Below are 24,745 nucleotides of genomic sequence, written 5' to 3'. Positions count from 1 at the left end.
TTGTTGAGCAAGCTTTGCCGGCATTTGCGCTATGCCTGAGAAGGTCATTTCGCAGCGGAGCTCTACCTCATGCGCACAGGGATGTTTGCGCTCGCGCTCGGGCTGCTCTGCCTGGGCTTTCTCCCCATATTGCCATCGGTCGGATGGCTACTTCTGCTGTTTGTCGGTGGTGTTGCCAGCCTGTTCACGCGGTTTTGGCCAGTAGGCTGGTTTCTGTTGGGCCTGTGCTGGGCGTGCGGGTCGGCCCAGCGAGCGCTGGATGATCGACTCGCGCCTGAACTGGATGGCCGCACGTTGTGGCTGGAGGGCAAGGTTGTCGGCCTGCCGAGCCGTACCGCGCATGGCGTGCGCTTCGAACTGGAACAGCCCCACTCACGGCGCGGCGAACTGCCGCAACGCTTGCAACTGAGCTGGTTCAACGGGCCGGCTGTGCGGGCGGGCGAACAGTGGCGGTTGGCAGTGACCTTGCAGCGGCCTGCCGGCCTGCTCAACCCCCATGGGCCTGATCGAGAGGCACAGTTGCTGGCTCGGCGAGTGGGGGCTACTGGCACGGTCAAGGCCGGGCAGGTATTGAGCGCTGTAGCGGGCAGCTGGCGAGACCAACTGCGGCAACGGTTGTTGGCGGTCGAGGCCAATGGCCGGCAAGCGGCGTTGGTGGCCTTGGTGCTGGGCGACGGTGCGGGCCTGCCCCGCGAGGACTGGCAGACGCTGCAGGCCACAGGCACGGTGCACCTGCTGGTGATTTCCGGGCAGCACATCGGCCTGGTGGCGGGGTTGCTCTATGGCCTGGTTGCCGGGCTGGCACGCTGGGGCCTGTGGCCCGCGCAGCTGCCCTGGCTTCCCTCGGCCTGCGGCCTGGCGATGACCGCAGCGCTGGCCTACGGCTGGCTTGCCGGTGGCGGTGTGCCGGTGCAGCGGGCCTGCCTGATGCTGGCGGTAGTGTTGCTTTGGCGTCTGCGCTTTCGTCACCTTGGCGCAATGCTGCCATTGCTGCTGGCGCTGGTCGCGGTGCTGTTGTTCGAACCCTTGGCGGCGCTGTTGCCGGGGTTCTGGCTGTCGTTTGCCGCCGTGGCGACCTTGATCTACTGCTTCAGTGCCCGCTTGGGCGGCTGGCGGCCCTGGCAGGCCTGGACGCGTGCGCAGTGGGTGATCGCCATCGGCTTGCTGCCGGTGCTGCTGGCCACTGGCTTGCCAGTGAGCCTGAGTGCGCCCCTGGCCAACTTGCTGGCGGTGCCGTGGGTCAGCCTTGCGGTGTTGCCGTTGGCTTTGCTGGGCACGCTGCTGTTGCCCGTGGCGGGTGTCGGCGAAGCGTTGCTGTGGCTGGCCGGGGGCTTGCTGGAGGTGCTGTTCAGGGTCCTGGCCCTGGCCGCGAGCTGGCGCCCGGCGTGGGTGCCGCCAGCCTTGCCGCTGTGGGCCTGGTCAGTGGTGTGCCTGGGTGCGTTGCTGGTGCTGCTACCCCGTGGCGTGCCCTTGCGGGGGTTGGGCGGGCTCATGCTGCTGGCGTTATGGGTGCCCCGCGAGTCGGTGCCCTTGGGGCAGGTAGAAGTCTGGCAGTTGGATGTCGGCCAGGGGCTCGCGGTGCTGCTGCGTACCCGCCAGCACAGCCTGCTCTACGATGCGGGGCCAGCAAAAGGGGAGTACGACGCGGGGGAGCGGGTGGTGCTGCCGACCCTGCGCAAGCTGGGCGTAAGCCACTTGGATGCGATGCTGATCAGCCACGCCCATGCCGACCATGCCGGGGGCGCGCTGGCCATTGCGCAGGGCATCCCGGTCACGCGGGTGCTCGGTGGCGAGGGGCTGGAGGGCCTTGGGCTGCAGCCGTGTGTCACGGGTGAGCAATGGGAGTGGGATGGCGTGCGTTTCTCCCTGTGGCATTGGGCTGAAGGGCAGAGCAGCAACGACCGCTCATGCGTGCTGCTGGTCGAGGCGCAAGGGGAGCGCTTGCTGTTGGCAGGCGATTTGGAAGCCGCTGCCGAACGGGCCTGGCTGGCATCCACTGAAACACCCCGCATCGATTGGCTGCAGTCCCCGCACCATGGCAGTCGCAGCTCGTCCACCGAGGCATTCATCCGCGCCACGGCGCCACGTGGGGTGCTGATTTCGCGGGGGCGCAACAATGGTTTTGGTCATCCGCATGCCCAGGTGCTCGAGCGCTATCGGCGGCATGGGCTGGCGATTCATGATACAGCGGTGGAGGGCGCGTTGCGCTTGGTGCTGGGGGGGCAGGGTGACGTTGAGGGTGTGCGGGGGCAGCGGCGCTTCTGGCGTGAAGCCGGCAGTGGCTGATCGGGCCCTTTCGCGGGCAAGCCCGCTCCCACAGGTGCAGCACTCCTTTCAGGTTTGGTGCTGTATCTGGACTGCCCCCAAGGCGGTAAGTGGGTCCGGCCAATTCCCTGACCTTCGGCAGATGAGCCCCCGGCGGTCCTATGGTAGAGTGGCGGCCTTTTTCCGAAGGGGCGTTTACTGTGTGGGAATTGGTCAAGTCCGGTGGTTGGATGATGCTGCCGATCATTCTGAGTTCCATCGTTGCCATGGCTATCGTCGTCGAGCGCCTGTGGACCCTGCGCGCCAGTCGCGTGACCCCGCCACACCTGCTAGGCCAGGTCTGGATGTGGATCAAGGACAAGCAACTCACCAGTGACAAGCTCAAGGCCCTGCGCGCCGATTCGCCGCTGGGCGAAATCCTTGCCGCAGGCCTTGCCAACTCGCGCCATGGCCGCGAAATCATGAAAGAGTGCATCGAGGAGGCCGCATCGCGCGTCATCCACGAGTTGGAGCGCTACATCAGCACCCTCGGCACCATTGCCGCGATGGCCCCGTTGCTGGGCCTGCTGGGCACCGTGCTGGGCATGATCGACATTTTCAGCGCCTTCATGGGCTCGCAGATGACTGCCAACGCTGCCGTATTGGCCGGGGGTATTTCCAAGGCCCTGGTCACCACCGCAGCCGGCTTGATGATCGGTATCCCGGCGGTGTTCTTCCACCGTTTCCTGCTGCGCCGCATCGATGAGCTGGTGGTTGGCATGGAACAAGAGGCGATCAAACTGGTGGAAGTGATCCAGGGCGACCGTGAAGTCGAAGTGGCCGGAGGCAAGGCGTGAAGTTTCGGCGCAACCGCCAGCGGGAAAACGTCGACATCAACCTGGCGTCGCTGATCGACGTGGTGTTCGTCCTGTTGCTGTTCTTCGTGGTCACCACCACTTTCACCCGCGAGACGCAACTGCGCGTCGAACTGCCCGAGGCCGCCAACGCCGAGCAGCCGCCGGCCGATGAGCGCAAGCTGGTGGAAGTCACCATTAGCGCCGAGGGCGTGTATTCGGTCAACAACAACCTGCTGCCCAAAAGCGACCTGGCCACCTTGAGCGAGGCCATCGAGCGCGAGTCGGGCGGTGATCACACGTTACCGCTGGCGATCAGCGCCGACGGCAAGACACCGCACCAGGCCGTGGTGACCGCGATGGATGCGGCCGGCAAGCTCGGTTTCAGCCAGTTGCGCATGACCACCGTCGAGGCAGCCCAGGGGACGCCTTGATGGCCTTTGCCGACCGTTTGCTCGCCGCCTGGTACGCCGGGCACCCGGCCCTGGCGCTGCTGCGCCCGCTTGAAGCCCTGTACCGCCGCGTGGTGACGCGCAAGCGTGCGCGGTTTCTCAGTGGCGAAAGTGCCAGCTACCGCGCGCCGGTGCCGGTAATCGTGGTGGGCAACATTACCGTGGGTGGCACTGGCAAGACGCCGATGATCCTCTGGCTGATCGAGCATTGCCGCCGGCAGGGGCTTAAGGTCGGTGTGGTCAGCCGCGGTTATGGCGCCAAGCCAGCCCACCTGCCTTGGCGCGTTGAGGCCGACCAGGCTGCCGACCAGGCTGGTGACGAGCCGCTGTTGATCGTCCAGCGCACGGGCGTACCGTTGATGATCGACCCCGATCGGTCGCGCGCGGTGCAGGCGCTGCTGGCCAGCGAGCCGCTTGACCTGGTCCTGTGCGATGACGGCATGCAGCACTACCGCCTGGCGCGAGACCTGGAGCTGGTGCTGATCGACGCCGCCCGCGGCCTGGGCAATGGCCGCTGCCTGCCCGCCGGGCCGCTGCGCGAGCCGGCCGAGCGCCTGCAAGAAGCCGACGCAGTGCTGTTCAACGGTGCTCGCGCCGACTCACCCGCGGGCTTTGCCTTCAGCTTGCAGCCCTCGGCACTGGTCAATGTGCGCAGCGGTGAGCGGCGTGGCGTGAATCTGTTCCCGCCTGGCCAGCGCCTGCACGCGGTGGCGGGCATCGGTAACCCGCAGCGTTTCTTCAATACCCTGCAAGGGCTAAACTGGCAGCCGGTGCCGCACCCGTTCGCAGACCATGCGCAGTTCAGCGCCGAGCGCCTGTCGTTCACGCCGCCGTTACCGTTGGTGATGACTGAGAAAGATGCAGTCAAATGCCGTGCCTTCGCCGCTGACGACTGGTGGTACCTGGCCGTCGAGGCGCAGCCGTCGCCTGCCTTCAGCGCCTGGTTCGACAGCCAGTTGCAGCGCCTGCTGCCTGGGCACCCAACGCCCTGAGCCCCTTTTCAATTTCCGGCCACCTGGCCTCAAGGAAGCTTCCATGGACACCAAACTGCTCGATATCCTGGCCTGCCCGATCACCAAGGGCCCGCTCAAGCTCAGCGCCGACAAGACCGAGCTGATCAGCAAGGGCGCGGGCCTGGCTTACCCGATTCGCGACGGCATCCCGGTGATGCTGGAAAGCGAAGCGCGTACCTTGACCGACGATGAGCGCCTGGACAAATGAGCCCGGACTACACGGTAGTGATCCCCGCCCGCCTGCGCTCTTCGCGCCTGCCGGGCAAGCCGCTGGCGCTGATCGCCGGTAAGCCGATGGTCCAGCACGTGTGGGAACAGGCGCGCAAGAGCGCGGCCAGCCGTGTGGTCATCGCCACGGATGACGCCAGCATCGTCGAGGCCTGCCAGGCATTTGGCGCCGAAGTGCTGCTGACTCGCGCCGACCACGAATCCGGTACCGACCGCCTGGCCGAAGTGGCAGCGCACCTCGGGCTGCCCGCCGACGCCATCGTGGTCAACGTGCAGGGCGACGAGCCGCTGATTCCGCCGGTGATCATCGACCAGGTGGCGGCCAACCTGGCGGCCCACCCGGAAGCTGGTATCGCCACCTTGGCCGAGCCGATCCACGAGCCACAGGTGGTGTTCAACCCTAATGCGGTCAAGGTGGTCTGCGACAAGAACGGCCTGGCCCTGAGCTTCAGCCGTGCGCCGCTGCCCTGGGCGCGTGATGCCTTCGCCGCCAACCGCGAGCAACTGCCGGAAGGCGTGCCTTATCGTCGCCACATCGGCATGTATGCCTACCGCGTGGGCTTCCTTCAGGACTTCGTCGGTTGGGGCCCGTGCTGGCTCGAGCAAGCCGAAGCCTTGGAGCAGTTGCGTGCCTTGTGGCATGGCGTGCGCATTCATGTCGAAGACGCCCTCGAGGCGCCCGCGGTGGGTGTCGATACCCCTGAAGACCTGGAGCGCGTACGGCGCTTGCTGGAGGCCTGATGCGCGTCCTGTTCGTTTGCCTGGGCAACATCTGTCGCTCGCCTACCGCCGAAGGCGTGCTGCGCCATCAGTTGCAGGCCGCGGGGCTTGCCGAGCAGGTGCACGTGGCGTCTGCCGGTACCGGTGACTGGCATGTCGGCAAGGCGCCCGACAGCCGCACCTGCAAGGCCGCTCTGGCGCGGGGCTACGACCTTTCGCAGCAGCGCGCACAGCAGGTCAATGTGGCCCACTTTGCCGAGTACGACCTGATCCTGGCCATGGACGAAAGCAACTTGAGCCATTTGCGTGCCATGCGCCCGCAGTCTTCGCCCGGCGAGCTCGACCTGTTCCTGCGCCGCTATGGCGCGAAACTCGATGAAGTGCCAGACCCGTACTACGGCGGCGCGGAGGGTTTCGAGCAGGTCCTGGACCTGATTGAGGAAGCGTGCAAAGCGTTGGTCGCGGAAATCAAGGGGCGGTTATGACAGCGCTGTGGCAGGAGCACGTTTCGCTCAAGCCTTACAACACCTTTGGCATTGACGTCAGGGCCCGGCATTTCAGCCAGGTGCATGATGACGACGAGGTGCGTGATGCGCTGGCCGAAGCGCACCGCCGAGGCGTGCCGGTGCTGGTTATTGGCGGTGGCAGCAACCTGCTGCTGACCGGTGATGTCGACGCGTTGGTGCTGCACATGGCCAGCCGTGGCCGCCGCGTGCTCAGCGATGACGGTGAGCACGTTGTGGTCGAAGCCGAGGCGGGCGAGCCCTGGCACCCGTTCGTGCAGTGGACGCTGGCACAAGGTTTTTGCGGGCTGGAGAACCTCAGCCTGATCCCGGGCACGGTGGGCGCTGCGCCCATGCAGAACGTGGGCGCCTATGGCGTCGAGATCAAGAACGTGTTCGCCGGCTTGACTGCGCTGGACCGCCAGACCGGCGAGCTGCGTGACTTTGGGCTGGAAGAATGCGCCTTTGGCTACCGCGACAGCCTGTTCAAGCGTAACCCTGGGCGCTGGCTGATCTTACGCGTGCGCTTCATGCTGGCCCACACGCTGCAAGCCCACCTGGACTATGGCCCTGTGCGCCAGCGTTTGGTGGAGCAGGGCGTAGCGCAGCCGAGTGCGCAGGCGATCAGTGATGCCATCTGCAGCATTCGCCGCGAGAAGTTGCCGGACCCAGCCGAGTTGGGCAATGCCGGGAGCTTTTTCAAGAACCCAGTGGTGTCTGCCGCGCTTGTCGAGCGTATACGGGGGCAGTTCCCGGGTGTCGTGGCTTATCTCCAGGCCGATGGCCAGGTGAAGCTGGCGGCAGGGTGGTTGATCGAACAGGCGGGGTGGAAGGGCTATCGCGATGGCGATGCCGGCGTGCATCGGTTGCAGTCGTTGGTGCTGGTCAATTATGGTCAGGCGAGCGGGGCGCAGCTGCATGACCTGGCGCGGCGGATTCAGGCAGATATCCACGAGCGATTCGGGGTTGAGCTGGAAATGGAGCCTAACCTGTACTGAGGCGTGCTGTAGGAGCAGCCTTGCGCTGCGAAGAGGCCGGTGAAATCACCGCAGATCTTTGGTGTTTACACTGGCCTCTTCGCAGCACAAGGCTGCTCCTACCTGTTTCGGGTTGAGGCCTGAATAGAGGCAAGCAAGAAAAAGCCCCGCCAGTTCGCACTGGCGGGGCTTTTTCATTCAGCCTTGGCTATCAGCCGTGATGAGGTTTGTGTTCATCAGCGGTTTCCAGGGCAGTTTCCTGCGTCGATGCAGCAGCTTCCTGCGCGGCTTTGGCAGCAGCCTCGGCTTCACGCTTGCGGCGACGCACTTCGCGTGGGTCGTTAGGCGCGCGGCCGTTTGCCAGCATCACAGTGGCGGTTTCGACCGCCGCAGGTGCTTCGACCGGTGCAGGCTCTACCGCAACTGGAGCAGGCTCAACGACCACTTCAGGCTGGGCTTCGGCAAGCGGAGCAGGTGCTTCGATGACCGGTGCTTGTTCGATGAAGGCCGGGGACTTTTCGATTTCACCGGCTTCGACCGCTGCAGCTTCCGCTGGGGCTTCGGCAACCACTGCAGGTTCGGCCGCGGGGGCTTCTTCCACGACCGGCTGTGGCGCAACTTCAACCACAGGTTCGGCAGTCGCTTCCACCACTACGGGTTCGCTGACAGGTTGTTCGACCACCGGAGCAATGGTGACTTCCTCGGCCTGCACAACGGCTTCGACCTGCTCGGCGGGCTTGGCGACTTCGCGGGTGTCGGTTTCGGCGACTTCAGCGGTGGCGCGCTCGGCCTGCTGATTGGCTTGGGCTTCGGCATCGGCACTGATGCTGCTGCTGGCAACAGCCGCGGTCACAGCCAGGCCGGCAGCCAGTTCGGCACCCAGCTCGCTGGCCTGGTGCTGTTGTGGCTGCTCTTCGCTGCCGTCGTCTTCGCTACCTTCGATCAGCTCACCGTTGGCATTGCGCTGACGCTCGCGACGGTTGCTGCGACGACGCTGGCCGCGGGAACGGCGGCGCGGACGCTCGCCATCGGCGCCTTCCTGCTCGTCTTGCAGCAGCTCTTCGTTCGGCAGTTGCTCTTCGGCAAGCTCTGCAGCCTGCTCGGTGGCTTCTTCGCTGGCACGTGGCTGGCGCTCTTCACGCGGTGGGCGTGGGGCACGCTCTTCACGTGGTGCGCGTTCTTCGCGAGGTGCGCGTTCTTCACGCGGGGCACGCTCTTCACGCGGAGCACGTTCTTCACGTGGCGCGCGCTCTTCGCGAGGGGCACGTTCTTCACGCGGTGCACGCTCTTCGCGTGGGGCGCGTTCTTCACGGGCTACACGCTCTTCACGTGGCTGGCGCTCTTCACGGGCAGCGGGCGCCGGCGTGGCTTCCAGCGGCTCGCGCAGTTCGCGTACCGGGCGTTCTTCGCGGTTGCCACGACGGTCTTCGCGAGGCTGACGTGGTTGGCGCTCTTCGCGCGGTGCACGTTCTTCTCGCGGGGCACGTTCTTCACGTGGTGCGCGTTCTTCGCGAGGCTGACGCTCTTCGCGTGGTGCGCGCTCGGCACGCTCTTCGCGTGGCTTGCGCTCTTCATCGCGGCGGCCGTTACGGTTGCGGGTCTGCTGGCGGCCGTTGCGACGCTCTTCGTTGCGCGGGGTGCGTTCAGCGGCTGGTTTTTCGGCAGTGACGGCCGGTGCGGCGACCGGTTCGTCCTTGCCGGCGAACAGGCTGACCAGCGACTTGACCAGGCCTTTGAACAGGCTTGGCTCTGGGGCGCTTGGCGCTGGGGCTACCGGTGCGGCAGGCTGCTGCGGCTCTTCGACAGTGCTCGGCACCGGCGCGTTGGCGCGGGCCGGGGCAGTCTTCACCGCGGCTTCCTGGCGAACCAAGGTGCGGGTGGCGGTCGGCTGCGGCGCTTCTTCGGTTTCGGTGGCAGCGATCTCGTAGCTGGACAGGTTGTTCAGCACTTCCGGGTTGTCGTCGCGCAGGCGCTGGACTTCGAAGTGCGGGGTTTCCAGGTGATCGTTCGGCAGGATGATGATGCGTGCACGGGTGCGCAGTTCGATCTTGGTGATCGAGTTGCGTTTCTCGTTCAGCAGGAAAGCAGCGACCGGGATCGGCACCTGGGCGCGCACTTCGGCAGTGCGGTCCTTCAGCGCTTCTTCCTCGATCAGGCGCAGGATGGCCAGCGACAGCGACTCGACGTCACGGATGATGCCGGTACCCGAGCAGCGTGGGCAGACGATGCCGCTGCTTTCGCCCAGCGATGGGCGCAGGCGCTGACGGGACATTTCCAGCAGGCCGAAGCGCGAGATGCGGCCAACCTGAACGCGGGCGCGGTCGGCCTCAAGGCACTCACGCACACGCTCTTCGACGGCGCGCTGGTTCTTGGCCGGGGTCATGTCGATGAAGTCGATGACGATCAGGCCGCCGATATCACGCAGACGCAGTTGGCGGGCGATTTCTTCGGCCGCTTCCAGGTTGGTCTGCAGGGCGGTTTCCTCGATGTCGCTGCCTTTGGTGGCGCGCGCCGAGTTGATGTCGATGGAGACCAGGGCCTCGGTCGGGTCGATCACGATCGAACCGCCGGACGGCAGGTCGACGACGCGCTGGAAGGCGGTCTCGATCTGGCTTTCGATCTGGAAGCGGTTGAACAGCGGGACGCTGTCTTCGTACAGCTTGACCTTGCTGGCGTACTGCGGCATCACCTGGCGGATGAAGGTCAGGGCTTCTTCCTGAGCGTCCATGCTGTCGATCAGCACTTCGCCGATGTCCTGGCGCAGGTAGTCGCGGATGGCGCGGATGATGACGTTGCTTTCCTGGTAGATCAGGAATGGCGCGGCGCGGTCAAGGGAGGCTTCCTTGATGGCGGTCCACAGCTGCAGCAGGTAGTCGAGGTCCCATTGCATTTCTTCGCTGCTGCGGCCAAGGCCGGCAGTGCGCACGATCAGGCCCATGTCGCCCGGCACGGTCAGGCCGTTCAGGGCTTCGCGCAGCTCGTTGCGCTCTTCGCCTTCGATGCGGCGGGAGATGCCGCCAGCGCGTGGGTTGTTGGGCATCAGCACCAGATAGCGGCCGGCCAGGCTGATGAAGGTGGTGAGGGCGGCGCCTTTGTTGCCGCGCTCTTCCTTCTCGACCTGGACGATGACTTCCTGGCCTTCGCTGAGGACGTCCTTGATGTTGACGCGGCCTTCGGGGGACTTCTTGAAGTACTCGCGGGAGATTTCTTTCAGCGGCAGGAAGCCGTGACGTTCGGAGCCGAAGTCGACGAAGGCGGCTTCGAGGCTAGGTTCGATGCGGGTGATCTTGCCTTTGTAGATGTTGGCCTTTTTCTGCTCACGGGCGCCGGACTCGATGTCCAGGTCGTAGAGGCGTTGGCCGTCCACCAGGGCTACACGCAACTCTTCGGGTTGAGTTGCGTTAATCAGCATTCTTTTCATGTTGTACCGTCGGTTTCCGGGCTGCCGGAAACGGCGTTCGGCACACACGACGTCTCATGGTCGGTGCCAAGGTGCGCAAAGGGTGGCGGGGCCACCCCCGTGTCGAGCGACGTTCGGCACCAGCCGGTTGCCCAGCCTGCCGTTGTCACGACGACGCGTCCTGTTTGCTGCGGTGCCTACCAGGCCCTTGTGGCTTTCGAATAGGTATCCGAATCAACCCAGCGGGCCAAGTGCACTCAGTCAGGAGGAGGAATCAACCTTCAGCCGTGGACGCCCGGAGGCATCTGTTTCAGGACCTTATCCGCTCGCCGCCCATGTCAGTGGGCCGGTGGCCGGACGCGGTGCTACACGGTCCGAGGGCTGTGCATCTCCACCCTGCACGTATCCCTGATAATTCGGGTGCTGCCGCGCGCTGAATCCGCAACGGGTTGCATTTTTCGCCAGCGCGGGTTCCGCGCTGGCGCCATTCATGTCCAAGGCAGGTATTTCCGAAGCATTCGCCGTGCGTTGCGTGGAAGCGACGAGGCGGGCAGAGGTGCAGCGAAAAGAATCGGGTAAGCAGGTGAAACACCGCACTTGTCGTTTTTTTTCGGTCTTCTCTACACAGCGCTGGTGGCGATTCCAGGCAATTCGGTAAACTGGCGAAAACCCCGTAGGACGGCCTCGCGTCCTGGAGAATTGCGAAGGTCAGGGACCGGCGAAGAGCCTGGTGCCGCTGGCCTGCCGCTTTTGGCGGCGTTCGCGACTATAGCAGCAATGATTAAGTGCTTCAATTCCATAAAAAATTGTTATGATCCCTTGATGACGACCAATACCCCTCCGACTTCCGGCGTTCAGCTGATCGAAGTCGCGCCGGAGCTTGCCGGCCAACGCATCGACAATTTCCTCATCACGGCCCTCAAGGGCGTGCCCAAGACGCTTGTCTACCGCATCCTGCGCAAGGGTGAAGTGCGGGTCAACAAGGGACGCGTCAAGCCTGAGTACAAGATTCAGGCCGGCGATATCGTGCGGGTGCCGCCCGTCCGCTTGCCCGAGCGTGATGCGCCTGCGCCGGTGGCACAAGGCCTGTTGCAGCGCCTGGAAGCGGCGATTGTCTATGAAGACAAAGCGCTGATCGTGATGAATAAGCCGGCCGGTATCGCCGTGCATGGCGGCAGTGGCCTGAGCTTTGGTGTGATCGAGGCGCTGCGCCAACTGCGCCCGGACGCCAAGGAACTTGAACTGGTGCACCGCCTGGACCGCGACACGTCCGGCCTGCTGATGATCGCCAAGAAGCGCAGCATGCTGCGCCACCTGCATGCCGCATTGCGTGGCGACGGTGTCGACAAGCGCTACATGGCCTTGGTGCGCGGCCATTGGCCGACCGCCAAGAAGCAGGTCAACGCACCGTTGCTCAAGAGCAACCTGCGTTCTGGCGAGCGTATGGTCGAGGTCAATGACGAGGGCAAGGAAGCGCTGACCCTGTTCCGCGTGCTGCGCCGTTTTGGCGAGTTCGCGACCATTGTTGAGGCGCGCCCGATCACCGGTCGTACTCACCAGATTCGTGTGCACACCTTGCATGCTGGGCACATGATCGCAGGCGACAGCAAGTACGGCGATGAAGACTTCAGCCGCGAAATCCGCGAGCTGGGCGGCAAGCGCTTGTTCCTGCATGCCTACGCCCTGACTGTGCCGCTGCCTGATGGCGGTGAGCTCAAGCTCGAGGCGCCGGTGGATGAGGTGTGGGCTAAGACGGTTGAGCGTTTGAGTGCGTCCTGATCTATGAAAAAGCCGTATGAACTGCTGATTTTCGACTGGGATGGCACCCTGGCCGACTCCATTGGCCGCATCGTCGAGGCCATGAATGCCGCCGCTGAGCGTGCCGGTGAGGCGCCAAGCCACGAAGAGGCGGTCAAGGGCATCATTGGCCTGGCCCTGGGTGAGGCGATCCATACCCTGTACCCGCACCTGGCGCCGGCAGCGCTCGAGCGCTTCCGGCAGCACTATGCCGACATCTACATGGCACTCGACCAGCAGCCCTCGCCGTTGTTCGAGGGCGTGGTCGAATCGCTGGATGCCTTCCGTGCCGAGGGTTACCGCCTGGCGGTGGCGACCGGCAAGGCGCGTCGCGGCTTGGATCGGGTGCTCAAGGCCAATGGCTGGGAGCAGTTCTTCGACATCACCCGTGCTGCCGACGAGACCCGTGGCAAGCCGCACCCGCTGATGCTCGAGGAAATTCTCGGCCATTGTGGTGTCGAACCAGGACGTGCGCTGATGGTCGGCGATTCGGCGTTCGACCTGCAGATGGCCAGCAATGCTGGCATGCATTCGGTGGCTGTCGGGTATGGCGCGATGTCGTTGCAGGCATTGGCCGAATTCGGCCCGCAGCTGTGCATCGATCATTTTTCCCAGTTGCGTGAGTGGCTGGGCCGTTCCGCGTAATTTCACGCCCAAGGCAGGTAAGCATGGCAGACGAATGGAAAGCCCCTGAGTCCGAACCCGAGGAGCGCGAAGAGCGCAAGAGTTGGAAGCTGTTGGAGAAGACCCTGCTGGCGGGCGTCCAGGAGCAGCGTCGCGCGCGGCGCTGGGGGATCTTCTTCAAGCTGCTGACCTTCGTTTACCTGTTCGGCATGCTGGTGCTGTTCACGCCGCTGATGGACATGGACAAGGCGGCTTCGCGCAGTGCCAGCCATACAGCGCTGATCGAAGTACGAGGCGTGATTGCCGACCAGGAGGCTGCCAGTGCCGATAACCTCGTCAAGAGCCTGCGTGAGGCGTTCAAGGACGCCAAGACCAAGGCGGTGGTGCTGCGCATCAATAGCCCAGGCGGCAGCCCGGTGCAGGCGGGTTATGTCTATGACGAGATTCGTCGCCTGCGTGCCGAGTACCCGGCCATCAAACTGTATGCGGTAATTACCGATCTGGGCGCTTCCGGTGCTTACTACATTGCCAGTGCGGCGGACGAGATCTATGCCGACAAGGCTAGCCTGGTCGGCTCCATCGGGGTGACGGCAGCGGGTTACGGGTTTGTCGGGTCGATGGAGAAGCTTGGGGTCGAGCGACGCACGTACACTGCAGGCGAGCACAAGGCCTTCCTGGACCCGTTCTCGCCAGAAAAGCCGGAAGAGCGGGCGTTCTGGCAGGGTGTGCTGAACACCACGCACCAGCAGTTCATCGCCATGGTCAAGCAGGGGCGGGGTGACCGCCTGAAAGACAAAGAGCACCCGGAGCTGTTCAGTGGCCTGATCTGGACCGGCGAGCAGGCCAAGGCGCTGGGGCTGGTGGATGGCCTGGGCAGTGCCAGCTATGTCGCGCGGGAGATTGTCGGCGAAAAGGAGTTGGTGGATTTCACGGTCGAGGAATCGCCGTTCGATCGCTTCTCGAAGCGGCTGGGCGCTAGCGTGGCGGAGCATCTGGCGATGTATATGGGGTTCCAGGGGCCGTCGTTGCGCTGAGGGTTCGCCGTCGCAGTTTTGGTGCCTGTGAGATCAGGTGCCGCCCGCGCGCCCATGTCCCAGAAATAATTGGCCCGAAACAACTGTAGGAGCAGCCTTGTGCTGCGAAGCGCCGCGCAGGCGGCGCTCAATCTCATAAGCGCCACAAATGTTGAGCCTAAGGTATCTCCACCCCTTCCTTCATCAGCATATCCACCAGCCGAATCAGCGGCAGCCCCACCAGGCTGGTCGCATCGCACCCGTGCGTGCTTTGGAACAGGCTCACCCCCAGTCCCTCCGCCTTGAAGCTCCCAGCGCAATCCAGTGGCTGCTCTGCCGTTACATAGCGCTCGACCCGATTGCGGTCCAATTCACGCATGGTGACGGTAAAGGGCACGCAATCGACCTGGCAGTGCCCCGTGGCGCTGTTCAGCAGTGCCAGCCCGGTCAGAAAAGTCACCTGCTGCCCACTCGCCTCCAGCAGCTGCTCGCAGGCGCGGGCGAAGGTGTGTGGCTTGCCCAGGATCTGTTCACCCAGCACGGCGACCTGATCAGAGCCGATGATCAGGTGCCCAGGGTGGCTGCCCGCCAATGCTTCAGCCTTTTGCCTGGCCAGGCGCCGTACCAGCTCCACGGCAGGCTCGTCACCCAGCCGCTGCTCGTCTATATCGGGGCTTGCGCAGGTGAATGGCAGGCGCAGGCGGGCGAGCAGTTCGCGTCGATAAGGGGAGCTGGAAGCCAGTAATAAGGGAAGCATGGTAGACTCCTGGTCAGTTGAACCAAATTCTAACATGCAACATGCCGCCTAATTTCCTTTGACAGGTGCGGGGGGCATCCCTAGAATGCTGCGCCTATGTTGAATGACCCGATTCCACCTCACGTTGACCCGCGCAAATTAGCCGATCGTGGCGTAACCCTTAACGGTTCGCTGCAACTCGCTGATTTGGAAAGACTCTGCGACCCGCTTTCCGACAATGTCGGTACGGTGCAGGCGAAGTTAAATTTTGAACGAGATGAACAGCACGTGGTGGTTATCCACAGCGAGCTCGACGTCGAGGTCAAGATGGTTTGCCAGCGTTGTCTTGAGCTGGTCACCCTGCCGATCCACAGCGAATGTACTTACGCCGTGGTGAAGGAGGGTGCGAATACCCAGTCGTTGCCGAAAGGCTATGACGTGCTGGAACTGGGCGAAGATCCATTGGATCTGCAGGCGCTGGTCGAGGAGGAGCTTCTGCTCGCCTTGCCAATCGTGCCTGCTCATCATCCGGAAGAATGCCAGCAGCCGGCGGGCGCAGACGAGCCCGATTCGAGCAAGGACGAGGTATCGCGGTCCAACCCGTTCAGTGTTTTGGCGCAGTTAAAGCGTGACCCAAACGTTTAGGAGTTAATCAATTATGGCTGTTCAGCAGAACAAAAAATCCCGCTCTGCCCGTGACATGCGCCGTTCGCACGACGCTCTGTCGGAAAACGCGCTGTCGGTAGAGAAAACCACCGGTGAAGTTCACCTGCGCCACCACGTATCGCCAGAAGGCGTATACCGTGGTCGCAAAGTGGTCGACAAGGGCGCTGACGAGTAATCCTTGTCCGCTCAGATCATCGCGATCGACGCAATGGGCGGGGACTTCGGTCCCCGCAGCATTGTCCAGGCTAGCATTGCCTGCCTTTCGGCTACTCCCTCGCTGCACCTGACCCTCGTCGGTCAACCCTCCCTCCTTGAAGATCTTGTCAGCGGCCTTGCGGCGGCGGATCGCGCGCGCCTGCAGATTGTCGCGGCCAGCGAGGTGATTGGCATGGACGAGCGGCCATCCCAGGCGTTGCGTGGCAAACCGGATTCGTCGATGCGCATTGCGCTCGAACTGGTGCGTGACGGCAAGGCCCAGGCCTGCGTGAGTGCCGGCAACACCGGGGCGCTGATGGCGTTGTCGCGTTTCGTGCTCAAAACCCTGCCGGGTATCGATCGGCCGGCCATGGTGGCGGCGATCCCGACCCAGGCGGGGTACTGCCAGTTGCTCGACCTGGGTGCCAATGTCGATTGCAGTGCCGAGAACCTCTTCCAGTTCGCCGTGATGGGCTCGGTGGCCGCCCAGGCGCTGGGTGTGCATCGGCCGCGCGTGGCGCTGTTGAATATCGGCACCGAGGACATCAAGGGCAACCAGCAGGTCAAGCTGGCGGCCACCTTGCTGCAGAACGCCCGTGGGCTTAACTATGTGGGCTTCGTCGAAGGCGATGGCCTGTACCGCGGCGAGGCTGACGTGGTGGTGTGTGACGGTTTTGTCGGCAACATCCTGCTCAAATCCAGCGAGGGCCTGGCGACGATGATCGCTGCGCGCATCGAGACGCTGTTCAAGGGTGGCGTGTTGTCGCGCGCTGCCGGCGCGCTGGCCATGCCACTGCTCAAGCGCCTGCAGGCCGACCTGGCGCCGGCGCGGCACAACGGTGCGAGTTTCCTGGGTTTGCAGGGGATCGTCATCAAGAGTCACGGTTCGGCAGGGGTGCAGGGCTTTCAGAGTGCGATTCAGCGGGCGCTGATCGAGATTCAGGAAAACTTGCCGCAGCGGCTGCATGGCCGCCTTGAAGACCTGTTGCCTTAGGCAATTCGCCGATGAAGTGCTTAAATGTGACCGCTTGGTCCGCGTCTCCATCCAAGTTTTCAGATTCCGCGTCAGGCTGATGCCCGGCGCACCCTATCCGACGACAAGATCATAAGGGCTTGTTCAATGTCTGCATCCCTCGCATTCGTCTTTCCCGGTCAAGGTTCCCAGTCGCTCGGCATGCTCAAAGAATTGGGCGCCGAAAAGCCGGTGATCGTTGAGACCTTCAAGGAGGCCTCCGAGGCTCTGGGCTATGACCTGTGGAAGCTGGTCCAGGAAGGCCCGGAAGAACAACTCAACCAAACCGACAAGACCCAGCCGGCCATCCTCACTGCCTCGATCGCCCTGTGGCGCCTGTGGTTGGAAGAGGGCGGCGCGCAGCCGGCGTTCGTTTCCGGCCACAGCTTGGGTGAATACAGCGCCTTGGTTGCCGCTGGCAGCCTGTCGCTCAAAGATGCAGTGAAGCTGGTCAAGCGCCGTGGCGAACTGATGCAGGAGGCCGTGCCTGCCGGTCACGGCGCCATGGCCGCGATTCTCGGCCTGGACGATGCCGTAGTGGTCGATATCTGTGCCAAGGCCGCCGAAGATGAAGTGGTCAGCGCGGTGAACTTCAACTCGCCAGGTCAGGTCGTGATCGCGGGCAACACGGCTGCCGTGGACCGTGCCATGGCGCTGTGCAAAGAGGCCGGTGCCAAGCGCGCCCTGCCGTTGGCGGTCAGCGTGCCGTCGCACTGCGCCTTGATGAAGCCGGCTGCCGAGCGTTTTGCCGAATCGGTCAACGCCATTGAATGGAAGGCTCCGCAGATCCCGGTGGTGCAGAACGTCACCGCCGCTATCGCCGCCGACCTCGATGCGCTCAAGCATGACCTGCTGGCACAGCTTTACCAGCCCGTGCGCTGGGTCGAGTGCGTGCAGACCCTAGCCGCCAATGGCGCGGTCAACCTGGTCGAGTGCGGCCCGGGCAAAGTCCTCGCCGGCCTCAACAAGCGTTGCGCCGACGGTGTCACCACCTACAACCTCAATACCCCTGACGCCGTCGCCGCCACCCGTGCGGCGCTGGCCTGAATTGGAGAAGCTTGCATGAGCCTGCAAGGTAAAGTTGCACTGGTCACCGGCGCTAGCCGTGGCATCGGCCAGGCCATTGCCCTCGAACTGGGCCGCCAGGGCGCGACCGTGATCGGCACCGCCACGTCGGCTTCCGGCGCCGAGCGCATTGCCGCCACCCTCAAAGAGCACGGCATCGCCGGCACCGGCATGGAGCTGAATGTGACCAGCGCCGAGTCCGTGGAAGCGGTGCTGGGTGCCATCAGCGCACAGTTCGGTGCGCCGACCATCCTGGTCAACAACGCCGGCATCACCCGCGACAACCTCATGCTGCGCATGAAGGACGACGAGTGGTTCGATGTGATCGACACCAACCTGAACAGCCTCTACCGTCTGTCCAAGGGCGTGCTGCGCGGCATGACCAAGGCGCGTTGGGGTCGTATCATCAGCATCGGCTCGGTTGTCGGTGCCATGGGCAACGCCGGCCAGGCCAACTACGCGGCGGCCAAGGCCGGCCTCGAAGGCTTCAGCCGCGCCCTGGCGCGTGAAGTGGGCTCGCGTGGTATCACCGTCAACTCGGTGACCCCGGGCTTCATCGACACCGACATGACTCGCGAGCTGCCAGAAGCGCAGCGCGAAGCCCTGCAGACCCAGATTCCGCTGGGCCGCCTGGGCCAGGCTGAGGAAATCGCCAAGGTGGTTTCCTTCCTGGCCTCCGACGGCGCAGCCTATGTGACCGGCGCTACGGTGCCGGTCAACGGCGGGATGTACATGTAACAACTGCAACTCAATGTGACGGATTTCGTAAAAAAAGAGTCATACTGCGAGCCTAAAATCCGTTATAAAGCTGCAACCAGATTCCAGGCAGCGGGTGCGGTGACTAATCCGAAGGTGCGTTTAGCTTGAAAAGCGAACGTCTTTCTATAAAATTGGTCACCGGCCAGCTGCCTGACATATGTCCATTAGGAGTGAAAACTAGGTATGAGCACCATCGAAGAACGCGTCAAGAAAATCGTCGCCGAGCAACTGGGCGTCAAGGAAGAGGAAGTGACCAACGAGAAGTCCTTCGTCGATGACCTGGGTGCCGATTCGCTTGACACCGTTGAGCTGGTGATGGCTCTGGAAGAGGAATTCGAGACCGAGATTCCTGACGAAGAAGCCGAGAAGATCACTACCGTTCAAGCCGCTATCGACTACGTCAACAGCCACAAGGCCTAAGACGCAGTAGTCGACGCTTCTTGTCGGGAAAAACCGCACTGCCTTTGCTGGCGTGCGGTTTTTTCTTTGCGAGCCCCCTGCCTTCAGCTCAAGGGTATCGTTCACCGCGCACCGAGAGCCTGTTGTCATTCCATTCCATCGCATGAATGCAATGCCAAGAGACTCTGTTATTAGAAAAGGAGAGTACTGTGTCGCGTAGACGCGTCGTGGTCACCGGTATGGGTATGCTGTCGCCACTGGGTACCGATGTACCGAGCACCTGGCAGGGCATTCTGGCTGGCCGCAGTGGCATCGGTCCGATCGAACATACGGATCTGTCTGCCTACTCCACCCGTTTCGGCGGCTCGGTGAAAGGCTTTGAGGTCGAACAGTACCTGTCGGCCAAAGAGGCCCGCAAACTTGACCTGTTCATCCAGTACGGCCTGGCGGCCGGGTTCCAGGCCGTGCGTAATGCGGGCCTGGAGGTCAACGACAGCAACCGTGAACGCATTGGCGTGGCCATGGGTTCGGGTATTGGTGGCCTGACCAACATCGAAGAAACCAGCCGGACCCTGCACGAGCAGGGCCCGCGGCGTATTTCGCCGTTCTTCGTGCCGGGTTCGATCATCAACATGATCTCCGGTTTCCTGTCGATCCACCTGGGGTTGCAGGGCCCGAACTACGCCATTGCCACTGCCTGCACCACGGGCACCCACTGCATCGGCATGGCCGCGCGCAACATCGCCTATGGCGAAGCCGACGTGATGATCGCCGGTGGTGCCGAAATGGCCGCCTGCGGCTTGGGCATGGGCGGCTTCGGTGCTTCGCGTGCGCTGTCGACCCGCAACGATGAGCCAAGCCGTGCCAGCCGTCCTTGGGACAAAGGCCGTGATGGCTTCGTGCTGTCTGACGGTGCCGGTGCCCTGGTGCTGGAAGAACTCGAGCACGCCAAGGCCCGTGGCGCGACCATTTATGCTGAGCTGGTCGGTTTCGGCATGAGCGGCGACGCTTACCACATGACCTCGCCACCCGATACCGGCGAAGGCGCTGCCCGTTGCATGGCCAATGCCCTGCGCGATGCGGGTATCCAGCCTGAAGAGGTCAGCTACATCAACGCCCACGGCACTTCGACCCCGGCCGGCGATATCGCCGAAGTGGCGGCGATCAAGCGTGTGTTCGGTGAGCATGCCTACAAGCTCGCGGTCAGCTCGACCAAGTCGATGACTGGCCACCTGCTGGGTGCTGCTGGCGCGGTGGAGGCGATCTTCAGCGTGCTGGCGATCAACAGCCAGATGGCGCCGCCGACCATCAACCTGGACGAGCCGGACGAAGGGTGTGACCTGGACTTCGTGCCGCACCAGGCGCGCAGCATGCCGATCGATGTGGTGCTGTCCAACTCGTTCGGCTTTGGTGGCACCAACGGCTCGCTGGTGTTCCGCCGGTTCGCCGGTTGATGCACAGCTGGGTCGACGGCCAGCCGGCGGATGCAGTCAACCTGCAAAACCGCGGCCTGGCATACGGCGATGGTCTGTTCGAGACCATCGCCGTGCGCGGTGGCCGGCCCAGTTTGCTGGCGGGCCACCTCGCACGCTTGGCCCTGGGTTGCCAGCGCCTTGCAATCGACGTCGACCTGGCGTTGGTTGAAGACGAGCTCCTGCGTTACGCCAGCCAGCTCGGTGATGGCGTCGCCAAACTCATCCTGACCCGTGGCGACAGCCAGCGCGGCTATGCCCCGGTTGCCGGTGCCGCGCCACGGCGCATCCTTCAGTGCAGCCCACTGCCCAGCTATCCTGTCGAGCATGCCGAGCGTGGTGTGCGTTTGTTCCCGTGCCAGACCCGGCTTGGGGAACAACCGCTGCTGGCCGGGCTCAAACACCTCAATCGCCTGGAGCAGGTGCTGGCGCGTGCCGAATGGCAGGACAGCGAGTATGCCGAAGGCCTCATGCGAGATGGGCAGGGCAGGGTGGTCGAAGGGGTGTACAGCAATCTTTTCCTGGTGCGTGACGGCGTGCTACTGACCGCAGACCTCAGCCGATGCGGCGTCGCGGGCGTGATGCGTGCCGCGTTGTTGCAGCAGGCCCAGGCGCTGGCCATTCCCGTCCAGGTTCGTGACCTGGCATTCGATGAACTGCAGCAGGCGGATGAAGTATTCGTTTGCAACAGTGTCTATGGGATCTGGCCCGTACGGGGAATTGCCGCGCTGAACTGGTCGCCAGGCCCACTCACCCGTAAACTGCAGGCCGTTGCCCGTACGTTACTGGATACCTGAATTCGTGAGACGCAAATTCCTGCTGCTGCTGGAAATGGGGTTGATCCTGGCTGGCCTGGCATTCGGCTGGTCGGCCTGGAAGGTCAACTCGGTCCTGGAGCAGCCCTTGCACGTGACGCAGGAGCGCCTGCTCGATGTGCCCAATGGCACCAACCCCAACCGCATGTTCTACCGCATGCAGAACGAGGGGTTGCTCGATGACGCCTTTTGGCTGCGGCTTTACTGGCGTTTCAACATGGCCGGTACGCCCCTGCACACCGGTGAGTACCGCCTGACCCCGGGCATGACGGTCGAGCAGTTATTCGATGCGTGGCGCCGCGGCGATGTCGTGCAGTACAACCTGACCCTGGTCGAAGGCTGGACCTTCCGTCAGGTACGCTCGGCGATCGCCAAGCACGAAAAGCTCAAGCACACGCTGGACGGCCTGACCGACGCCGAGGTCATGGACAAGCTTGGCCATACTGGGGTGTTCCCTGAAGGCCGCTTCTTCCCGGACACCTATCGCTTCGTGCGTGGCATGAGCGACATCGAATTGTTGCAGCAGGCCTACATGCGCCTGGACGAAGTGCTGGCCAAAGAGTGGTCGGAACGCACCACCGACCTGCCTTATCGCGACCCCTACCAGGCGCTGATCATGGCCTCGCTGGTGGAGAAGGAAACCGGCATCCCGCAAGAGCGTGGGCAGATTGCCGGCGTGTTCGTGCGGCGCTTGCGCCTGGGCATGATGCTGCAGACCGACCCGACCGTGATCTATGGCATGGGCGAGCGCTACAACGGCAAAATCACCCGCGCCGACCTGCGTGAGCCAACGCCCTATAACACCTACACCATTACCGGCCTGCCGCCGACGCCTATCGCCATGGTCGGCCGTGAGGCGATTCACGCTGCGCTCAATCCGTCTGATGGCACCAGCTTGTATTTCGTCGCTCGCGGCGATGGCAGCCACGTGTTCTCCGACGACCTGGACGATCACAACTCGGCGGTGCGCGAGTTCCAGCTCAAGCGGCGGGCGGATTACCGCTCCAGCCCGGCTCCGCAGGCCCAGCCGGGAGCGGGGGAGGCCGTGGAGCCCGAGACGCCCGCAGCGGACCAGCCGACTGCGCAGCCTGAGCCCGATGAGGCGCCCGCGCAGGATGCCGCCCCGGCCAGCGACCCTGCCCCCGTCGATGCACCGGCCACTGCGCCGACGCCCGACGAACAACATTAAGGACTGCCTGTGAGCGGCTTGTTTATTACTCTGGAAGGCCCCGAAGGCGCGGGCAAAAGCACCAACCGTGAATACCTGGCGGCGCGCCTGCGCGAGCAAGGCCTGGATGTGTTGCTGACCCGCGAGCCGGGCGGTACGCCGCTGGCCGAGAAGGTGCGTGAACTGTTGCTGGCACCCAGCGATGAATCCATGGCGGCCGATACCGAGCTGTTGCTGGTGTTCGCTGCGCGCGCCCAGCACCTGGCGCAGGTGATCCGTCCTGCGCTGGCCCGCGGCGCCGTGGTGTTATGTGATCGGTTTACCGATGCCACCTACGCCTATCAGGGTGGTGGTCGCGGGTTATCCGTCGAGCGTATCGCCACCTTGGAACAATTCGTCCAGGGCGACCTGCGCCCTGACCTGACACTCGTATTTGACCTGCCCGTAGAAGTCGGCCTCGCCCGCGCCGCTGCGCGTGGCCGCCTGGACCGATTCGAGCAGGAAGGCCAGGCGTTCTTCGAGGCCGTGCGCCAAGCCTACCTGCAGCGTGCCCATCGTGAGCCGCAGCGCTACAGCCTGTTGGACGCCGCGCAACCGCTGGAGGCCGTGCAGCGCGCCATCGATGCGCTGCTACCGGGTATTCTGGAGCGTTGCCGTGGCTGAAGCCTACCCCTGGCAGCAGGCCATCTGGCAGCAGCTGGCCGGTCGCAGCCAGCACGCCCACGCCTACCTGCTGCATGGGCCGCAGGGCATTGGCAAGCGGGCCCTGGCCGAGCGGCTGATGGCGCGCCTGCTGTGTCAGCAGCCGCAAGGCCTGGATGCCTGTGGTAGCTGCAAGTCCTGCCTGCTGCTCAAGGCCGGTAGCCACCCGGACAACTATGTACTGGAGCCAGAAGAGGCTGACAAGCCGATCAAGGTCGACCAGGTGCGCGAGTTGGTGGCTTTCGTGGTGCAGACTGCGCAGTTGGGTGGGCGCAAAGTCGTGTTGATCGAGCCGGTCGAGGCAATGAACATCAACGCTTCCAACGCCCTGCTCAAAAGCCTTGAAGAGCCCTCTGGCGACACCGTTCTGCTGTTGGTCACGCACCAGCCCAGCCGCCTGTTGCCGACCATCAAGAGCCGTTGCCAGCAGGTCGCTTGTCCGCAGCCCAGCGTGACACAGAGCCAAGCCTGGCTGGCCCATGCGCTGGCCGACAGCGATGAAGCCGAGCGCGATGAGTTGTTGACCCTGGCCGCTGGTTCGCCATTGATGGCGGTGAGCTTGCAGGCGCAGGGTGTGCGCGAGCAGCGTGCGTTGGTCACCGACGGGGTGAAGAAACTGCTCAAGCAGCAGCAATCGCCCAGTCAGTTAGCAGAGGCTTGGAATGGCGTGCCGTTGTTGCTGTTGTTCGACTGGTTCTGTGACTGGTCGCACCTGATCCTGCGCTATCAGTTGACCCAGGACGAAGAAGGGTTAGGCTTGGCCGATATGCGCAAGGTTGTGCAGTACCTGGCGCAAAAGAGCCGCCAGGCCAACGTGCTTCAGGTGCAGGCGTGGATCCTGGAACAGCGCCAGAAGGTGCTGGGCAAGGCTAACCTGAACCGCGCCCTGCTGCTCGAAGCGCTGCTGGCGCACTGGCAGCAGTTGCCAGGCGCCCGCTGACTTTCCCTTTTCATGTGTGCCGTTATCCCATGCTCGTAGATTCCCATTGTCACCTTGACCGTCTTGACCTGAGCGCCCACCAGGGCTCCCTCGATGCCGCCCTGCAAGCCGCGCGTGAGCGCGGGGTGGGGCACTTCCTGTGCATTGGCGTCAGCGCCGAGAACGCTGGTGCGGTCAAAGCGCTGAGTGAGCAGTACGCCGATGTCGATTGTTCGGTGGGGGTGCACCCGCTCGACCTGGCACCGGGCGAAACCCCGGCGTTGGAGTGGCTATTGCGTGAGTTGGCGCATCCGCATGTGGTGGCGATCGGTGAAACCGGCCTGGACTACCACTACGAGCCGGAAGCCGCCGAGTTGCAGCAGGCATCGTTTCGCCTGCACCTGGAGGCCTCGCGCCAGACCGGCAAGCCGGTGATCGTGCATACCCGTGCTGCACGGGCCGACACCCTGGCGCTGCTGCGCGAGGCGAACCTGCCCCAGGCCGGTGTGCTGCACTGCTTCACCGAAGACTGGGACATGGCCAAGGCGGCGCTGGACCTGGGCTACTACATCTCGTTGTCGGGCATCGTCACCTTCCGCAATGCCGATGCCTTGCGTGAGGTGGCGCGCCAGGTGCCTGTCGACCGCCTGCTGGTGGAGACCGATTCGCCGTACCTGGCACCGATTCCGCACCGGGGCAAGCCTAACCTGCCGCAGTATGTGCGTGAGGTGGCCGAATACGTCGCCTCGTTGCGAGGGGCCAGTTATGAGCAGTTGGCGGAGCAGACCACCGCCAACTTCAAGCGGTTGTTCCCGCTGGCTCGCGTGGCCGGGTAGCGCCACAGGCAAAAAAAACCCGGGTTCTGGGGGAGGGAATCCGGGTTAAGACCATTAGGAGTAAAACAAAGGTACGCGGTCCCTGAGCACCTTTATCGGCGCGCCACTTGGGGGGGATGCGCCGCGCCAACACTTCAAGTATTGGTCAGGTTTGGCGCAGTGCCAGTGGCTGTTGG

General features: G+C 63.8%; 25 protein-coding genes. 23 read left to right on the top strand and 2 right to left on the bottom strand.

What is annotated here, in order from left to right; all coding sequences use genetic code 11:
• The first annotated feature begins 69 nt into the window (after positions 1 to 69).
• From QOS90_RS21555 to murB, 8 genes are all read left to right on the top strand, one after another.
• Positions 70 to 2,286 carry a DNA internalization-related competence protein ComEC/Rec2 gene (locus tag QOS90_RS21555; RefSeq protein WP_085273693.1) on the top strand — a complete coding sequence of 739 codons (2,217 nt, stop codon included), beginning with the start codon at positions 70 to 72 and terminating at the stop codon, positions 2,284 to 2,286.
• 179 nt (positions 2,287 to 2,465) lie between these two features.
• On the top strand, positions 2,466 to 3,101 hold the full coding sequence (pocA, locus tag QOS90_RS21550; RefSeq protein WP_027596066.1) for a flagellar polar localization protein PocA: 636 nt from the start codon (positions 2,466 to 2,468) through the stop codon (positions 3,099 to 3,101).
• Complete coding sequence (gene pocB, locus QOS90_RS21545) at positions 3,098 to 3,532, top strand: flagellar polar localization protein PocB (RefSeq protein ID WP_085273692.1); 435 nt, start codon at positions 3,098 to 3,100, stop codon at positions 3,530 to 3,532. The genes pocA and pocB overlap by 4 nt, the downstream gene beginning before the upstream one ends.
• Positions 3,532 to 4,542, top strand: coding sequence for a tetraacyldisaccharide 4'-kinase (gene lpxK, locus QOS90_RS21540; RefSeq protein ID WP_027596068.1), 1,011 nt, complete (start codon positions 3,532 to 3,534; stop codon positions 4,540 to 4,542). Before pocB ends, lpxK begins: the two co-directional genes overlap by 1 nt.
• Before the next feature lie 43 nt (positions 4,543 to 4,585).
• Entirely contained in the window at positions 4,586 to 4,771 is a 186-nt protein-coding gene (locus QOS90_RS21535; RefSeq protein ID WP_003247142.1) for a Trm112 family protein, read from the top strand.
• Positions 4,768 to 5,532, top strand: coding sequence for a 3-deoxy-manno-octulosonate cytidylyltransferase (gene kdsB, locus QOS90_RS21530; protein WP_085273691.1), 765 nt, complete (start codon positions 4,768 to 4,770; stop codon positions 5,530 to 5,532). Before QOS90_RS21535 ends, kdsB begins: the two co-directional genes overlap by 4 nt.
• Positions 5,532 to 5,996 carry a low molecular weight protein-tyrosine-phosphatase gene (locus QOS90_RS21525; RefSeq protein ID WP_027596070.1) on the top strand — a complete coding sequence of 155 codons (465 nt, stop codon included), beginning with the start codon at positions 5,532 to 5,534 and terminating at the stop codon, positions 5,994 to 5,996. The genes kdsB and QOS90_RS21525 overlap by 1 nt, the downstream gene beginning before the upstream one ends.
• Positions 5,993 to 7,012, top strand: a complete 1,020-nt coding sequence (gene murB, locus QOS90_RS21520) for a UDP-N-acetylmuramate dehydrogenase (protein WP_085273690.1) — start codon at positions 5,993 to 5,995, stop codon at positions 7,010 to 7,012. The genes QOS90_RS21525 and murB overlap by 4 nt, the downstream gene beginning before the upstream one ends.
• 190 nt (positions 7,013 to 7,202) lie before the next feature.
• On the opposite strand, the gene rne is transcribed toward murB, so the two are convergent.
• The gene (gene rne / locus QOS90_RS21515) at positions 7,203 to 10,412 is read right to left on the bottom strand and encodes a ribonuclease E (protein WP_027596072.1); all 3,210 of its coding nucleotides are present in this window, start codon (positions 10,410 to 10,412) and stop codon (positions 7,203 to 7,205) included.
• 801 nt (positions 10,413 to 11,213) lie between these two features.
• On the opposite strand from rne, the gene rluC reads away from it, so the two are divergent.
• The 3 genes from rluC to sppA are packed head-to-tail and all read left to right on the top strand — an operon-like array spanning position 11,214 to position 13,846.
• Positions 11,214 to 12,170 carry a 23S rRNA pseudouridine(955/2504/2580) synthase RluC gene (gene rluC, locus QOS90_RS21510; RefSeq protein WP_027596073.1) on the top strand — a complete coding sequence of 319 codons (957 nt, stop codon included), beginning with the start codon at positions 11,214 to 11,216 and terminating at the stop codon, positions 12,168 to 12,170.
• Positions 12,171 to 12,173: 3 nt separating this feature from the next.
• Positions 12,174 to 12,833, top strand: coding sequence for an HAD family hydrolase (locus tag QOS90_RS21505; RefSeq protein WP_085273689.1), 660 nt, complete (start codon positions 12,174 to 12,176; stop codon positions 12,831 to 12,833).
• 23 nt (positions 12,834 to 12,856) lie between these two features.
• Positions 12,857 to 13,846: a signal peptide peptidase SppA gene (sppA, locus tag QOS90_RS21500; protein WP_027596075.1), complete on the top strand. Its 990-nt coding sequence runs from the start codon at positions 12,857 to 12,859 to the stop codon at positions 13,844 to 13,846.
• Between the two features lie 157 nt (positions 13,847 to 14,003).
• Here the strand turns inward: sppA and QOS90_RS21495 are convergent, their stop codons facing one another.
• Positions 14,004 to 14,582, bottom strand: coding sequence for a Maf family protein (locus QOS90_RS21495; RefSeq protein WP_027596076.1), 579 nt, complete (start codon positions 14,580 to 14,582; stop codon positions 14,004 to 14,006).
• A gap of 96 nt (positions 14,583 to 14,678) precedes the next feature.
• Here QOS90_RS21495 and QOS90_RS21490 point away from each other — a divergent pair, with 96 nt between their 5' ends.
• The 12 genes from QOS90_RS21490 to QOS90_RS21435 all read left to right on the top strand — a co-directional run bounded on the left by QOS90_RS21490 (position 14,679) and on the right by QOS90_RS21435 (position 24,569).
• Positions 14,679 to 15,206, top strand: a complete 528-nt coding sequence (locus QOS90_RS21490) for a YceD family protein (protein WP_027596077.1) — start codon at positions 14,679 to 14,681, stop codon at positions 15,204 to 15,206.
• A gap of 13 nt (positions 15,207 to 15,219) precedes the next feature.
• Positions 15,220 to 15,402: a 50S ribosomal protein L32 gene (gene rpmF, locus QOS90_RS21485; protein ID WP_003247154.1), complete on the top strand. Its 183-nt coding sequence runs from the start codon at positions 15,220 to 15,222 to the stop codon at positions 15,400 to 15,402.
• A 3-nt stretch (positions 15,403 to 15,405) separates the two neighbouring features.
• On the top strand, positions 15,406 to 16,416 hold the full coding sequence (plsX, locus tag QOS90_RS21480; protein ID WP_081717536.1) for a phosphate acyltransferase PlsX: 1,011 nt from the start codon (positions 15,406 to 15,408) through the stop codon (positions 16,414 to 16,416).
• Between the two features lie 126 nt (positions 16,417 to 16,542).
• Positions 16,543 to 17,481, top strand: coding sequence for an ACP S-malonyltransferase (gene fabD / locus QOS90_RS21475; RefSeq protein ID WP_027596079.1), 939 nt, complete (start codon positions 16,543 to 16,545; stop codon positions 17,479 to 17,481).
• 15 nt (positions 17,482 to 17,496) lie between these two features.
• Positions 17,497 to 18,237, top strand: coding sequence for a 3-oxoacyl-ACP reductase FabG (fabG, locus tag QOS90_RS21470; RefSeq protein ID WP_027596080.1), 741 nt, complete (start codon positions 17,497 to 17,499; stop codon positions 18,235 to 18,237).
• A 204-nt stretch (positions 18,238 to 18,441) separates the two neighbouring features.
• The gene (acpP, locus tag QOS90_RS21465) at positions 18,442 to 18,678 is read left to right on the top strand and encodes an acyl carrier protein (RefSeq protein ID WP_008096410.1); all 237 of its coding nucleotides are present in this window, start codon (positions 18,442 to 18,444) and stop codon (positions 18,676 to 18,678) included.
• 188 nt (positions 18,679 to 18,866) lie between these two features.
• On the top strand, positions 18,867 to 20,111 hold the full coding sequence (gene fabF / locus QOS90_RS21460; protein ID WP_027596081.1) for a beta-ketoacyl-ACP synthase II: 1,245 nt from the start codon (positions 18,867 to 18,869) through the stop codon (positions 20,109 to 20,111).
• Positions 20,111 to 20,926 carry an aminodeoxychorismate lyase gene (gene pabC, locus QOS90_RS21455; protein ID WP_085273688.1) on the top strand — a complete coding sequence of 272 codons (816 nt, stop codon included), beginning with the start codon at positions 20,111 to 20,113 and terminating at the stop codon, positions 20,924 to 20,926. The genes fabF and pabC overlap by 1 nt, the downstream gene beginning before the upstream one ends.
• Positions 20,927 to 20,930: 4 nt before the next feature.
• On the top strand, positions 20,931 to 22,133 hold the full coding sequence (gene mltG / locus QOS90_RS21450) for an endolytic transglycosylase MltG (protein ID WP_085273687.1): 1,203 nt from the start codon (positions 20,931 to 20,933) through the stop codon (positions 22,131 to 22,133).
• Between the two features lie 9 nt (positions 22,134 to 22,142).
• On the top strand, positions 22,143 to 22,775 hold the full coding sequence (gene tmk, locus QOS90_RS21445) for a dTMP kinase (protein WP_027596084.1): 633 nt from the start codon (positions 22,143 to 22,145) through the stop codon (positions 22,773 to 22,775).
• Positions 22,768 to 23,754, top strand: a complete 987-nt coding sequence (locus tag QOS90_RS21440) for a DNA polymerase III subunit delta' (RefSeq protein WP_027596085.1) — start codon at positions 22,768 to 22,770, stop codon at positions 23,752 to 23,754. Before tmk ends, QOS90_RS21440 begins: the two co-directional genes overlap by 8 nt.
• Before the next feature lie 29 nt (positions 23,755 to 23,783).
• Complete coding sequence (locus QOS90_RS21435) at positions 23,784 to 24,569, top strand: TatD family hydrolase (RefSeq protein ID WP_027596086.1); 786 nt, start codon at positions 23,784 to 23,786, stop codon at positions 24,567 to 24,569.
• Positions 24,570 to 24,745: the final 176 nt, after the last annotated feature.

It is taken from the genome of Pseudomonas sp. LAIL14HWK12:I10, assembly GCF_900184205.1.
GTDB classification, from domain to species: Bacteria; Pseudomonadota; Gammaproteobacteria; order Pseudomonadales; family Pseudomonadaceae; genus Aquipseudomonas; species Aquipseudomonas kermanshahensis.
Note: the sequence above shows the minus strand (reverse complement) of the source record. Positions and strands in the feature narration are given on the sequence as shown.